This is a genomic window from Streptomyces sp. NPDC001933 (assembly GCF_042890955.1).
GTDB lineage: Bacteria > Actinomycetota > Actinomycetes > Streptomycetales > Streptomycetaceae > Streptomyces.
Genome location: NZ_JBIASS010000060.1, coordinates 1 through 13106, shown reverse-complemented (window position 1 = coordinate 13106; position 13106 = coordinate 1). Strand labels below are relative to the sequence as shown.

General features: G+C 67.8%; 15 protein-coding genes and 2 pseudogenes. 11 read left to right on the top strand and 6 right to left on the bottom strand.

Annotation, left to right across the window (positions count from 1 at the left end; translation table 11 throughout):
* Positions 1–178: 178 nt before the first annotated feature.
* The 4 genes from ACFYY7_RS43850 to ACFYY7_RS43835 all read left to right on the top strand — a co-directional run bounded on the left by ACFYY7_RS43850 (position 179) and on the right by ACFYY7_RS43835 (position 3396).
* Positions 179–967, top strand: coding sequence for a hypothetical protein (locus ACFYY7_RS43850; protein WP_388671580.1), 789 nt, complete (start codon positions 179–181; stop codon positions 965–967).
* A 102-nt stretch (positions 968–1069) separates the two neighbouring features.
* Positions 1070–1630: a LysR family transcriptional regulator gene (locus tag ACFYY7_RS43845; RefSeq protein WP_388671578.1), complete on the top strand. Its 561-nt coding sequence runs from the start codon at positions 1070–1072 to the stop codon at positions 1628–1630.
* Positions 1631–1963: 333 nt separating this feature from the next.
* Positions 1964–2557: a TetR/AcrR family transcriptional regulator gene (locus tag ACFYY7_RS43840; RefSeq protein WP_388671575.1), complete on the top strand. Its 594-nt coding sequence runs from the start codon at positions 1964–1966 to the stop codon at positions 2555–2557.
* Positions 2554–3396 carry an alpha/beta fold hydrolase gene (locus tag ACFYY7_RS43835; protein WP_388671572.1) on the top strand — a complete coding sequence of 281 codons (843 nt, stop codon included), beginning with the start codon at positions 2554–2556 and terminating at the stop codon, positions 3394–3396. Before ACFYY7_RS43840 ends, ACFYY7_RS43835 begins: the two co-directional genes overlap by 4 nt.
* 157 nt (positions 3397–3553) lie before the next feature.
* On the opposite strand, the gene ACFYY7_RS43830 is transcribed toward ACFYY7_RS43835, so the two are convergent.
* Complete coding sequence (locus ACFYY7_RS43830) at positions 3554–5491, bottom strand: BTAD domain-containing putative transcriptional regulator (protein WP_388671569.1); 1938 nt, start codon at positions 5489–5491, stop codon at positions 3554–3556.
* Positions 5492–5603: 112 nt separating this feature from the next.
* On the opposite strand from ACFYY7_RS43830, the gene ACFYY7_RS43825 reads away from it, so the two are divergent.
* Positions 5604–6482, top strand: a complete 879-nt coding sequence (locus ACFYY7_RS43825) for an alpha/beta fold hydrolase (RefSeq protein WP_388671566.1) — start codon at positions 5604–5606, stop codon at positions 6480–6482.
* Positions 6483–6530: 48 nt separating this feature from the next.
* On the opposite strand, the pseudogene ACFYY7_RS43820 reads toward ACFYY7_RS43825, so the two are convergent.
* Positions 6531–6743: pseudogene (locus ACFYY7_RS43820) on the bottom strand (integrase core domain-containing protein); the annotation flags it as partial.
* 199 nt (positions 6744–6942) lie between these two features.
* Between ACFYY7_RS43820 and ACFYY7_RS43815 the strand changes: the two are divergent.
* The 4 genes from ACFYY7_RS43815 (at position 6943) to ACFYY7_RS43800 (ending at position 9101) form a co-directional block, all read left to right on the top strand.
* Complete coding sequence (locus ACFYY7_RS43815; RefSeq protein ID WP_388671563.1) at positions 6943–7077, top strand: hypothetical protein; 135 nt, start codon at positions 6943–6945, stop codon at positions 7075–7077.
* A gap of 56 nt (positions 7078–7133) precedes the next feature.
* Positions 7134–7700 carry a dihydrofolate reductase family protein gene (locus ACFYY7_RS43810; RefSeq protein ID WP_388671560.1) on the top strand — a complete coding sequence of 189 codons (567 nt, stop codon included), beginning with the start codon at positions 7134–7136 and terminating at the stop codon, positions 7698–7700.
* Positions 7701–7846: 146 nt separating this feature from the next.
* A complete protein-coding gene (locus tag ACFYY7_RS43805) occupies positions 7847–8128 on the top strand; it encodes a hypothetical protein (protein ID WP_388671557.1) in 282 nt (93 codons plus the stop codon).
* 721 nt (positions 8129–8849) lie between these two features.
* Entirely contained in the window at positions 8850–9101 is a 252-nt protein-coding gene (locus ACFYY7_RS43800) for a hypothetical protein (protein WP_388671554.1), read from the top strand.
* Positions 9102–9131: 30 nt separating this feature from the next.
* On the opposite strand, the gene ACFYY7_RS43795 is transcribed toward ACFYY7_RS43800, so the two are convergent.
* The gene (locus tag ACFYY7_RS43795) at positions 9132–9932 is read right to left on the bottom strand and encodes an alpha/beta fold hydrolase (RefSeq protein WP_388671551.1); all 801 of its coding nucleotides are present in this window, start codon (positions 9930–9932) and stop codon (positions 9132–9134) included.
* 30 nt (positions 9933–9962) lie between these two features.
* Positions 9963–11219 carry an IS256 family transposase gene (locus ACFYY7_RS43790; protein ID WP_388671548.1) on the bottom strand — a complete coding sequence of 419 codons (1257 nt, stop codon included), beginning with the start codon at positions 11217–11219 and terminating at the stop codon, positions 9963–9965.
* Between the two features lie 43 nt (positions 11220–11262).
* On the opposite strand from ACFYY7_RS43790, the gene ACFYY7_RS43785 reads away from it, so the two are divergent.
* Positions 11263–11637: a hypothetical protein gene (locus ACFYY7_RS43785; RefSeq protein ID WP_388671545.1), complete on the top strand. Its 375-nt coding sequence runs from the start codon at positions 11263–11265 to the stop codon at positions 11635–11637.
* 31 nt (positions 11638–11668) lie between these two features.
* Positions 11669–11860 (top strand): annotated as a pseudogene (locus ACFYY7_RS43780) (transposase); the annotation flags it as partial.
* Between the two features lie 40 nt (positions 11861–11900).
* On the opposite strand, the gene ACFYY7_RS43775 reads toward ACFYY7_RS43780, so the two are convergent.
* Together ACFYY7_RS43775 and ACFYY7_RS43770 are read right to left on the bottom strand one after the other, a co-directional pair.
* A complete protein-coding gene (locus ACFYY7_RS43775) occupies positions 11901–12527 on the bottom strand; it encodes an XRE family transcriptional regulator (RefSeq protein ID WP_388671542.1) in 627 nt (208 codons plus the stop codon).
* A gap of 114 nt (positions 12528–12641) precedes the next feature.
* Entirely contained in the window at positions 12642–13010 is a 369-nt protein-coding gene (locus ACFYY7_RS43770) for a cupin domain-containing protein (RefSeq protein WP_388671539.1), read from the bottom strand.
* Between the last annotated feature and the right edge of the window lie 96 nt (positions 13011–13106).

Below are 13106 nucleotides of genomic sequence, written 5' to 3'. Positions count from 1 at the left end.
TGTACCAACGAGCTCCGCTGCTCCACGCACGGAATCCCTCAACGGGCTTGCGTGACCAGCGAAAACGCTAACTACCCGGCCTTGGGTCAAGGCCCTCCGGCATCGCACCCCCACCGCCATGCCCCGCCGCACGGAGAAGAGCCGGGATATCGACCGAAGAGCCCGGAAGATCCCCAGCATGTTCTGGCCTGTCTGGACTTCGCGGCTCACTCCGCCAGAAGGGGTCTATCCCCGCGCTATCGCCCCGGTCCTTGCCGCTTCCCTGCTGATCGTCGGTAGCAAAGCGCGACTCGAGGACGTTGCCGGACGCCTCGGCTCGGCCACCACCGGGATCAACATCTTCCGCATTCTGCAGTGGCTTCAGGATCAGCCGCAGTGGACCGACACGGCTGTTGCCCTGGTCCGGCTCGCTGATCGTCTCGATGCCACCGAGGTGCCTATCGACTATCAGCGGCGACGCCGCCTCGACTACACCCGTCTGCTTCCCCGCAGCCGCCGGTCACAGATCTGTCGCAACACCGGCACCCCGGTCGGCAGAGGGCCCCGCGAACAGATCGTCCGAAGCCAGCTCTTCCAACGCATCAGCGGCCTCCCCGCCGAAGCGTTCCCCCGCCACCAGAACGTCACCGAAGCGGAGTTCAGGCAACAGAGCGCCTTCTTCGCGGCCCTTCAAACCCCCGCACTCGCCGATGCGCTGGCTGGAGAAGCAAGGCACTTCCTCGCCGAGAACCGCATCCACAACGAGCCGATCACCTGGCAGCCGTCCGCCACGCTGCTGAGCGGTCTCGACCTGCCCGGATCCGACCCGGATCACATCGACGTCTCCCGCCTCCACCAACTCGTCCGCCAGCACAAGCGCCCCGTCCAACATGCGGCCCGCGTGCTCGACACCAGCATCGCTGCCATCCGCTACGTCCTGGACGAACACCCTGCCCCGGCAGCCGAGTTGACCGAACGCTCAGCGTGATCCACCGTCCAGATCCGCCAGCGAGCCCGCCGCGAAATCCCGAAGGACGTCCTCACACGCCTCTATCTCGACGAACACCACTCACTCCAGGCAATCGCTGACATGACTGGCTTCTCCCGCGGCTTGCTGACCGACCTTGCCCGCGAATATGACATCCCGATCGCCGGCTTCCAAGGCCGCCAGCCCCGCGTGACCATTGAACGGTCCTGGCTCTTCGAGCAGTACGTCGTCCACCGACGGCCCCTGCCCGACCTGGCCCGCGAGCAAGGCATGAGCCGCTCGAACATGGCCCGCTGGGCGCGCGTCCATAGCATCCCCCTCCGTCGCAGCGGAGGAGCAAGCCACCATGCCGCCCGCCGAACAACCGAACTCGCCGTCCATCTCCCAGCCATCCTGCGAAACGGCCTCACCAGTCCCTTCGCATGGCAGAGGATGCGAAACTTCGCCGCCTCGTGGTCCTTCCCGTCGATGCATGAGGCAGCACGAGCCCTCAACATCAATCGGTCAACGCTGGTGAACCAGATCAACCAGTTGGAAGCAGACCTCGGACAGCCCCTGTTGGAACGAGCTACGCGCGGCAGAGTCATGAAGCTGACCAGCTTCGGCAAACGAGTGGTCACCGCGATCAACAAGATCCCTGACGAGGAAATGACACGGCCATGAGGTAGATGTCCTCGGCCGCGACGTGAGACAGGACGAGAAGCCCCAGGTCACAGCACGACATTCATGCCACGCACCGCGAACATGGCGAGATGGCCCACACCCACAAGATCCCCCTCCGAGCCCGCGGCGGAGCCTCCCACGACGCTGCCCTCCGGGCGGCCGACCGGGCCCGCACGGGCACCGGCCTTCCTGAGTGATGCCCTGACCAGCCCACCAGCCGGGGAACTGTCGGGCAGTCCGTGATCCCGCGGACGCCCTTGTTGATTGCGTCCTCGATTGTTTTCCTAGGATCCCTAGGCTAAAACTAGAGCCCCAAGGACCTTAGGAGGGTGCATGGTGCGGGCCGGGCTGACAGCGGATCGGGTGACGATCGCGGGCGCAGAGCTGGCGGACGACGTCGGGCTCGACCAAGTGACCATGTCGCAGGTGGCGCGGCGGTTGGGCGTGAAGGACGCGAGCCTCTACACGCACGTTCGCAGCCTGGAGGATCTGCGCGGTCGGATCGCGCTGCTGGCAGCGGACGAGAAGACCATCCGCATCGCGGAGGCGACTGCCGGGCGAGCCGGCAAGGACGCGCTGATCGCGTTTGCGAATGCCTGGCGGGAGTACGCCCACAAGCATCCGGGCCGCTACATGGCAACGCAGACCCCGATCCAGATCGACCCCGAGCTGGCCGCAAAAGCGCCCGGACCACGGCGCGCGGTCGAGCTGACCTACGGCATGCTGCGCGGCTACGGACTGGCCGAGCCGGACCTGACCGACGCGGTCCGGTTGCTGCGCAGCACGTTCCACGGATTCGTCGCCCTGGAAGCGGCGGGCGGCTTCGCGCACAAGCGTTCGCCACAGCAGTCCTGGATCTGCGCGCTCGACGCCCTGCACACCCTCCTGGAGCACTGGCCCCCGTCTCGAGAAGGAGACTCCTCATGACCGACCCGACCATCGGCAGCCTGTGTGTGAACGGCGCGACCCTGCACTACGAAGTGCGAGGCCAGGGCCCGCTCCTGCTGTTGATCCCCGGCGGGACGGGCGGCGCGGCCTCCTTCGACGGCATGGCCGACGACCTGGCCGCCGAATACACAGTCGCGACCTACGACCCGCGCGGCATGTCCCGCAGCACGCTGGACAACCCCGACGCCGAGCAGCAAGTGGCCGAGCACGCCGATGACGCGTTCCGGATGCTGGAACTGCTGTCGCCTGATGAGCCCGCCCTGGTATTCGGCGCCAGTTCGGGCGCGATCGCCGCCCTGCACCTGCTCACCGCGCACCCCGAACGCATCGCACGCGTTGTGGCGCACGAGCCGCCAGTAGTGGAGGTTCTGCCGGACGCGGCTGAACACCGCGCACTCATCGCACACGTGCAGGACACGTTCCGCACCCAAGGGCTCATGCCGGCGATGGCCGTGTTTGCTGCGGGCCTCAAGAAGGACGGCGACGCCACCGAGCCGGAGGCCGAGCTCAAGCTTCCGCCCAAAGCAGCGGCGCGGGCCGAGCAGACGATGGCCAACCTGCCGTACTTCGTCGGGCGCATCGTGCCCAGCTTCATGTCCTACGCGCCGGATATCCGTCAGCTGGAGGCGCTGTCGGACCGGCTCGTGATCGCCGGTGGCCAGGACTCACGCGGTGAGCTGCCCTACCGCTCGGCAGTCTTCCTGGCCGAGCGTCTCGGCACGGAGCTCCAGCACTTCCCCGGCGGGCACATCGGACTGACCACGCACCCTGCAGAGTTCGGCGAGCTCCTGCGGAAGGTCCTCGGAGCCTCGATCTGAATCGCGCATGACCTGGTCAACTCCGTCGGAGGCGGTCGAAGGAAGTGACACGATCCTGAGACTCAACTCATCCGTCACTGCCTGAGACACGAAGGAGAACAGCAGGTCACAGCATCGCCATATGACAGCGAACCGGAGAACCTACAATTGCGGTCGCTTACCCCGCTCCGGCGCATGCCTCCGCCTCAGCCAGGTAGCACGCCACCGGGCCCAGGGTCAGCATTCCGCTGGCGGCGCCGGCGTGTTCGGCGCGGGCATGGCGCAGTGCAGCCTGGGCGCGTGCGGCGATTCCGCGCTCGCCGAGGCGTACGGCAGCGCGGGTGGTCAGGCACCACAGCGCTTCCTGCATGTGGTCGCGCGGTGGTTCGGGCACTGCGGCGAGGGCGGCACGGGCCTCCTCGACTCGGTCCCGGGCGAGCAGCACGAGGGGGCGCGCCCAGGGTCGGTACGGGCCCCAGTCGAGGTGCGGGTTGGTGGGCGCCGGCTGGTCGTGCAGCAGGCGCAGCCCCAGCAGGGCGAGCGGGAACAGGCCGCGGTGCAGCCCAGGCATTCCGGCCGTTTGGAGGGCGTCCTCGGCAGCGCGGTAGTGCGCTGCGGCCGTGGCGGCGGTCGGTCCGCCGGGTTCGGCGCTGCGGGCGGCCGTGGCCCAGGCCCTGAACCACCCGGTGAGGACGGGGACGAGGGGCGCCTCGGTGGTGGCGGCGAGCTGTTCGGCTGCGTCGGCGTGCGAGGTTGCGGCGTCGAGGTCGCCGAGGGCCGAGGCGGATTGCAGGCGGACGAGTCGGCCGAGTACGGCGAAGTTCGGCAGGTCGTGCCGGGTGGCCAGGTCGAGGATCTCGGCGCCGAGCTTGTCCCGTGCCGCCGCGAGCCCGGGGCGGGTGAAGGACTGCAGGAACACACCGTTGAGGGCGAAGGCCAGCAGGGCGGGGTCGGCCAGGTGCCGTGCCAGTGTCTCGGCCTGCAGTGCCGCCTGCTGTGCGTGCTGCAGCTCGGTCCTGGACAGGTCGGCGCTGCGGCTTTCGACGGCGATCGTGGCCAGGAGACGGGCGGGCAGGTCGGCGGGGCCGTCGGGGTCGAGCGCGGTGAGCGTGCGTTCGGCAGCCGCGACGACGGCGCGGGACTGTTCGGGGTCATCGGCCCGGCTCCAGATGGCGGGCACGTCGTAGGCGCCGATGATCCGGGCGGTCAGGGAGAGGTCTCCCGTGCGTTCCGCCGCATGAATGGCGGCGAGGCGGTCGCGCCGGGAGTGGACGAGGGCTTCGCCGCCCGCCAGTGCGAGGGTGCGGGCCAGATCCACGGTGGTGCGCGGGCCGAGACGGACGCCATGGCCGGTCCACGCGGTATGTGCGCCTTCGGTGGGCACGGACCCGTTGAGGATGTCCGTCTCCAGGCGTTGGAGGTCGGCACCAGGGTCGAGCCCGAGTTGCTCAACGAGCATCGTGCGGGCGCGGCGGAGGGTGGCCAGTGCGTCGGCCTTGCGGCCTGCGCGGTGGAGCGCGCGGGCAAGCAGCCCCCAGGCCGGCTCGCGCCACGGATGTTCGGCGACGTGGGCACCCAGTTCGGCGACGAGATCGGCCCCTTCCCCGGAGTCGAGGAGGATACGGGCGCGCAGTTCCACCCCCTCCAACCTCAGCTCCTCCAGCCGGGTCCGCTCGCGCTGCGCCCATGGGGAGCCGGGCACATCGGCGTAGGCGGGTCCACGCCAGTCCGCGAGTACCGTGCCGAGGTCGGTCACCGCGTCGGGGTTGCGCCGGGCTCGGGCCAGGGTGTCCTGGAACCGGTGGACGTCCACGTCCTCGCGCGGCAGGCGCAGCGCGTAGCCGGGACCTTCGGTGACGATGACGCGCGGCGGGTTGCGGGGCGGCCGGTCGGGTTCGAGGGTGCGGCGCAGCGCGGCGACGAACGTATGCAAAGCGCCCACGGCGCGGGCAGGTGGATCGGTCCACAGGTCATCGACGAGGGTGTCGGTGGTGACCATCCGCCCCTCGGCGGCGACGAGCCGGGCGAGTACCTCACGATGGCGGGGTCCGCCCAGGTCAACCGGGCTGCCGTCGTCGCGGAGGGCCCGCACGGCGCCGAGCACGTCGATTCGCATGCCCCCATCCTCCGTGCCAGGGGCCGACTGCTCCCAACCGTACTGATCGGTTGCTGATCGCCGTCGCTCAAGCTGATCCGGTCAAGTCCCCGACCCGCAAGGACGGTCCCTCATGACGCTTACCATTCCCGGTTTCGATCACATCCGCCTGCCCGGTGCGGACGGTGTGGAGCTGGCTGCAGTTGTCGGCGGCAGCGGCAGCCCGGTCGTGCAGTTGCACGGTTTCCCCCAGACCCACTTGATGTGGCGACACGTCGCCGAGCGGCTCGCCGACGGGCACACGGTGATTTGTCCTGATTTGCGGGGCTACGGCGCCAGCGACAAGCCGGCGGCCACCGACCCCGATGTGTACGCCAAGCGCACCATGGCCGGCGACGTCGTGTCCCTGGCGGCGGCGCTCGGTCACGAGCGCTTTGCCCTCGTCGGCCACGACCGGGGCGCCCTGGTCGCCTTCCGGGCGGGGTTGGACCACCCGGAGACCATCACGCACCTGGGCATACTCGACATCGTGCCGACGCTCGACATGTGGAACGTCCTGCACGGCGTCTCGGCGGCGGTCGGCTACCACCTCTTCCTCATGGCGCAGCCGCCAGGTCTGCCGGAGGCGATGATCGCCAACAGCTCGGATGCGTTCTTCGGCTCGTTCCTCGATACCTGGGCCAACGACCCGACCGCCATGCCGGAGGATGTGCGTGCCGAATACCTGCGGGCGAGCGCCGCGGCGGTGACGTCGATCGTCGCGGACTACCGAGCCTCGGCGGGCATCGACGTCATGCACGACCAGGCGGACCTGGACGCCGGGTCACAGCTGGCCATGCCCGTGACGGTCGTCCAGCAGGACTGGGGCGCGCAGTTGGGTTACGACGCTGCCGGGGTGTGGAAGGTGTGGGCGCCGGATCTGGACCACCGGCTGACCCGAGCAGGGCACTTCATGGCCGAGGAGGCACCCGAGGAGATCGCCGAGGCGATCCAGGACCTGCTGGCCCGCTGAGCCTCCTGTTCCCGACTCGCCGGCTGGGCCACGGTTGGACGGCGAGCCCTAGGTGTATTGCCCTGTGAGGTTGGGGACGCGGCTGGCGGGTGGTTTACCTGCGAGCGCGGTGTGTCCGCGGTGGTGATTGTAGGTGTGCAGCCACTGGGGGAACGCGTCTCGTCGTTCCTGTTCCGAGCGGTAGGGGCGGGCGTGGGCCCATTCGTCGAGCAGGGTGCGGTTGAGACGTTCGACCTTGCCGTTGGTCTGTTTACAGGACGGTGCTCCCGGGACGGCCCTGCGGCCACTTCGCACGTTCCGCAGGGCCAACCCACCTTCCAGATGTGACCACCGGCCAACCGCCAGCGGGCACTCCCGCCCCTGAAGGCACCGGGGCCCGATTCTGTAGGGTCTCGCCGCTCGTGACATGTCGATCTCGCGTGACCTGGGCGTTCTTGGCTGTCTCACGGCCTTGTCACCCATGATCAGTCTCAAATCCGCGGCATTTCCTCGCCAGGGCGAGGTCGAGATCAGGCGGCTGCCCGTGTCGGCCGAGTACACCACGCTGAGCCCCGAGCACGAGGACTACCGGCGAGCCCAGATCGCGCACCGATGAGTTTCCCGCGCCGCGCTGGTCTATACGCCAGACACCCACGGACGGAAGGCTGAGCCATGCGGAAACTGATCTACGGTATGAACCTGACCCTGGACGGCTACATCGCCGCGGCCGGCGACGACATCGGCTGGAGCGGACCGCCGAGCGACGAGCTGTTCCAGTGGTGGCTCGACCACGAGCAGGCGAGTGGCCTGTCACTGTACGGGCGCAAGCTATGGGAGACGATGAGCTCATACTGGCCGACCGGAGACCAGCAGCCCAACGCCACCCCGGCGGAGATCGAGTTCGCGCGGAACTGGCGGGACACACCGAAGGTAGTGTTCTCCTCGACGATCGACAAGGTCGTCTGGAACACCCGCCTGGTCACCGGTGACGCGATCGCCGAGATCACCCGGCTCAAGGCCGAGGACGGCGGCCCAATGAACATCGGCGGCGCAACGCTTGCCGGGGCGGCCATGCGCGCCGGGCTGATCGACGAGTACGCGATCGCCGCCCATCCGGTCCTGGTGGGCAGCGGCACGCCGTTCTTCACCGCGCTGGACAGCTGGGTGAACCTCAACCTGGTGGAGACGCGGACGTTTCCCGGCGGCGTGGTCCTGACCAGGTACGAGACGAGGCGCTGAGCAGCTTCCCGCTGTCTCACGGCTTGGATGGGTGTTTCCCAGGCCAGAAGCTGCTCGGACCAGTCGGCGTACTCCTCCGAGCCGACCACCGCGACGTCGCCGGTGCGCAGTTCCTCGGCGAGCGCGGTGAAGACCATCGCCTCGAAGTGCTTGCGCACGAACTGCCCGGTTCGGGTCTTGTCGACCGCCGCCTTGCGCCAGTTCTGGGTGGCGAAGGAGAGGTCGACCTCCTTACCCTCCTCGTTGAAGGCGGTGATGTACTCGCCGCGGGCCGCCTGGTGCCGCTGGGAGTGCGCGAGTGCGTCCAGCACCCGGCTGTCCTCGCTGGTCGCGGTGAACTTCAGCTTGTCGTTGTCGGCAAGGTCGAACATCACCGCCCGGTCCCGGCCGATCTGCCCGTACAGCAACACTTCCAGAAGTTGCCGTGATGGGCAGAGACCTTCTCGATCTGCTCGTACTGCTTCGCGAATCCGCCGAAGCCGTCCACCGCGCGGGTGATCGCTTCGAACCCGCCAGCCTGCACCACCTGGGCCTTCACCAAGGGCGAGGACCGCCGGGGAGACCCTGCCCTCCAGCCGCGTCGCGACCTCGTCAACCGACGTCTCCGCGTCCAGACCATCCAGAGCCTGGCGGACCTCGGCGGTCATGGCCGCGGCCTTCGTGAGTGCCTCCTGGGCCGGGCCGCCCCCTCGTCGCTGCGCTTGAGCACCGTGCGGTAGTTCCCGATCAGGGACGATCTCCCGCTCGGCGAGCCGGATCTCTTCCAGCTCCGCCTTGGCCTTCTTGATCTTCGTCGCCACACGCTTGCAGAACATCGTCGCCAGGTCGTCCCGCACCCGCATCCTCGCCTTGTGCGTCAGGGCCGCGACCAGTGCGATGCGCTTGACGGGGGCGAAGTCTCGCAGCTCCGAGGCGTCCGTTTCCCCGGCGAAATCGGTGACCTTTCCCGCGGCGACACCCTCCATCCACACATCGGTGTCGCCCAGCTCGTCCAGCCATTCCAGACGCTTGGTCAGGTTCTTGAAGTGCGACCAGGTCGGGCCCCTGGCGGGCTTCTTCAGCCGGTTGAACAGCGTCGTCCCGTCGCTGTCACGGTCCTCCAGCAGCCGCATGAGCCCCGCCCGCTGAGCAGCGCTCATGCGGTCGTGGATGCCCACACAGATCGAGGCGTTCACCTCGGTGCGGATTTTCGAGGCCATCTTGTCGAAGGTCGAGAACCCGGGCAGCTCCAGCCCGGCTTCCACCACCTTCTCCAGCGCGATGTCGATCAGATCCGCCGGGCGGTTCTTCGCCGCGGCCTCCTTGCGGATCGACTGCTCGACGATCCCCCGGGCCTTGGCCTGGTCGTACGTCAGAGTAATTGTCAAGACCTGTGGATCGATGGCTATGTGCGGGGTCTGACTTTGGTGTCGTTGTGACCGTGCAGGGGTTTCAGGCGAGGCCCCTGAGGAAGGCCGCGAGCGCGGTGTGCAGGATCTCGGGCTGTTCCAGGTGCAGGTCGTGGCCGGTGCCGGGGATGCTCATGGCCACGGTGGCGGGTCGCTGCCGGAGCATCTCGTCGGCTTCCTGCGCAGGGAGGAAGCTGGATTGGGCCAGGACGACCAGGATGGGACACGCGACCTGCCCCCACTCGTGTTGGAAGGAACGCTGGGCGTTCTCCGCCAGCGAGCGGACCATCACGTCCCGGTCGAAGCGAGGCCACCATCCGCCCTCGCGTTCCTCCAGCCCGGCCGTCCAGCCCGCGCCGACTGGTCCGCCGCCGAAGAACGCGGCTGCCGCTTCGCGTGAGGGGAACGGCGTCGGCCACGAGTCGAGCCATCCGCCGATGTCCGCGGGGCCGTCCGGGTTTGAACCGCCGGGGCCGGCCTCGACGAGCACGAGCGCGCGGACGAACCCGGGATGTGCGGCGGCGGTGATCATGGCCGTGTGCCCGCCCAGCGACTGGCCGACCAGGACGGGCCGCCGCAGCGCCAGCTGATCGACAACGGCGATGACGTCGGCGACGTAGGCGGCGCGGGAGACGTCCCGCGGGTGGCGCTCGCTGGCGCCGTGCCCGCGCTGGTCGACCGCGACGACCCGATACCGGGAACTCAAGCGTTGTGCCAGCACATCCCATTCACCCGCGTGACCGGCCAGGCCGTGCAGCAGCACGATGGGCTCTCCCGGCCCGCCCCAGTCCCGGCAGGCAAGCCGGACGTCGTCTCGCACCACCGTGTGTTCGGACCATGCCACGTCGGCCCCCAGGGAATCGGCTGGTCTCGATCATGCCGCAATCGCATCGGAGCGTTCGACGAGTCGGCCGCGTTTGAAGCGGGTTCCGGCCCGGACGAGGGCGACGAGGTGGGGTGCGTTCACCGCTCGCCACCGCTGCTGGGCGGACTCGACGAGCTTGAAGACCATCGTCAGGGCGGCGGTGCGGGGGCCGGCACCGCGGGTGACCTTGGTCCGCAGCCGGACGGTGGCGAACGTGGACTCGATCGGATTCGTGGTCCGCATATGGACCCAGTGCTCGGCCGGGAAGTCGAAAAACGTCAGCAGTTGGTCCCGGTCGTCGGTGATCTTCTTGACGGCCTTGGGGAACTTCGCCCCGTAGAGCTGCACGAACGTCTTGATCGCCGCCTCGGCGTTCCGCTTGTCTTCGGCACTGTAGATGTCCTGGACCGCCTTCTTTGCTCCCGGCTGCGCGGACTTCGGCAGGGAGTCGAGCACGTTTGCGGTTTTGTGAACCCAGCACCTTTGCTCGCGGGTGGCGGGGAACACCTCGGCCAGCGCCTTCCAGAAGCCCAGGGCACCGTCACCGACCGCGAGGACCGGGGCGCGCATGCCCCGGCGGGCGCAGTCCCGCAGTAGATCGGCCCACGACTCGCCCGACTCGCGGTAGCCGTCCTTGAGGGCGACCAGCTCCTTGGAGCCGTCGGCACGCACCCCGACCAGGACCAGGACGCAGGCTTTGGCCTCCTCCAGGCGGACGTTGAGGTGGATGCCGTCGGCCCACACGTACACGTAGTCGACCTCTGCGAGGTCGCGGCCCCTGAACGCGGCGTGATCGGCCTGCCACTGCTGGGTCAACCGGATGACCGTCGCCGGAGAGAGCCCCGCCGAGCTGCCGAGGAACTGCTCCAGGGCGGGTGCGAAGTCGCCGGACGACAGTCCGTGCAGGTAGAGCAGCGGCAGCACCTCGCTGATCTTCGGGGATTTACGGCACCACGGCGGCAGAATCTTCGAGGAGAACCACTTGCGCTCGCCCGTCTCGGCATCGACGCGCTTGTCGTTCACCCGCGGCGCCTTCACCTCGACCACGCCGGCCGCGGTGGTGACCTGGCGAGGCTGGTGGTAGCCGTTGCGGACCACCAGGCGGCGCCCCTTGGTATCGCGCTCATCGGCCAACTCGGCTATGTAGGAGTTGACTTCGGCCTCCAGCGCGGCGGCCAGCATCCGCCGCGCACCCTCCCGGACGATCTCATCCAGCAGCGAACTGCCGCTTGGCGTGCTGCCGTCCTCGTTGACTACCGTAAGCACGGGCGTGCCTTCCCGACCGGCGCGGCAACGTCGGCCTTGCTCGATGACCTATCGATCGATCCATCGGGAAGGTACGCCTCCTTCCGTCAGGGCTGATCCACAGGTATTGAGCATTGCTCCCAACAACGCTTCCTACGCGTCTGTGCGCTACCACTACGAGAAAGTCGGCAGCAGTTACACCGCCTACCTGGAAGACATCAAGGTGGGGGACCTGAACGATGGCGACGGATGGGGCTCCAGCCTCGTCGTGCACAGCGATCAGGGCGTTCTTCGGGAGTACCGCGTCCACGACAGTCAGTTCTATTCGTTCGGCGACGATTCCTTCTACCGCGTCAGTGGGGTGTGGTTCTCCATCTGCAACTGGAACGAGGCCACCGACGCCCTGAACTCCTGCGCGCGTCTGACCAAGGGCGGCTGACAGGAACCGCCATCGTGCCAACGGCCGCGCGCCCACCAACAGCTCCTGGCTGAACCGCATCGAGGCCCAGTTCACCGCCCTGCGCTACTTCACCCTTGACGGCACCGACCACCCCACCCACAAGGCCCAGGGCAGCATGATCCGCCGCTACATCATCTGGCGAAACGGGCACGCCGCCGACAAGCGCCTCCGCACCGTGATCAACAGGGCGAGCGTCGTTTGACGCAGCGCCAACGCCACATCGTGACGCCGCTGCCTGTCAGTTACTGCGTACTGCCGTCGTCGAGTCCAGCGATGACTCTGACATCTGCTTCGGACATGCCCAGAACCTTGGCGATCTCCTGGGTAAGAAGCGGCTCCGGGTTATGCCTTCCGCTGCGAAGCATGTGGATGGTGGACATCGAACGTGCGGTTTCCCTTGCCATCCTCTTGACCGGAATCCCGCGCAGGTCCATCAACCTGGTGAGCACCCTTGCGAACGGATGTGGCTCCAGCCGTCCAGCAGGGGCAACGGCAGGACCGAGAACCACGTCGTCGATCTTGGCTTGAAATCGGATCAGTCGGTCACCCGCAAACCCGACCTTCGCAACGAAGGGCAGGTTCTCATCACCGCCGGAACCAACCGTGCCCGGCATTGACACCTCAGTGAACCTTGAAGGGTGACCGTGGTGATCACTCCCGATCTCCAAGGGCAGACCCGGTTCGACGTGGCTGACCTTCCAGTCGCGGTTCCACCAGGGAAGATCCTGCAGCACCTCGTTGAAGAAAGGGGGCAGAACAGTGAGATCCACCGGGTCCGGAGGGTTCTTCTGACCTCCCCAGATGATGCCAGGCCAGTACGTCAATGCCGCGATCACGTCCACCGTCAGCGTGCGGTTGGCAATCTCCATGTCCGCACTCTCCCACCAGTCGACAGAGCGATCTGCCGAGACCAGGCAAACGTTGGCTGACGCGGCACTAGCGCGACCTCAGTACTCACTTTCGCAACAGGCCCTAGGCCGCTGTCAGGGTTCACGGTCGGGCATGATCGTTACCTGGTGCCTGACCAGCTCCGCGGTGAGGGCCGCGAGGTCCTGCGGTGTCAGGGGAGGTGCTGTCTTGCCGGGCTCGGGGTCGATGCCGTTGTCGAGCCAGAAGCCCTCGTGTCCGCCGGGCATGATGAGGGTGAGCAGTCTGGCGGGCAGGTCGCCGGTGTTGGTGAAGCCGTGCCGGTTTCCCCGGGGGACGAAGAGGAGGTCGCCGGGGCCGGCTTTGATGATCTCGTCGCCGTTGACGAAGTCGAAGTCGCCGGACAGGACGTAGAACGCTTCCTCCTCGCGTCCGTGGGCGTGCGGGAGTGCGCCGCCGCCGGGTGGCACCGATGTTTCCAGCACGCCTAGTAGTGCTTGGTCATGTGCGGTCCGTGATGGCGTGTCTTCTTGATCGGTCGTTTCGTTGACCGTGTGTGCTGAGTGAGGAGTTGGCTGCGG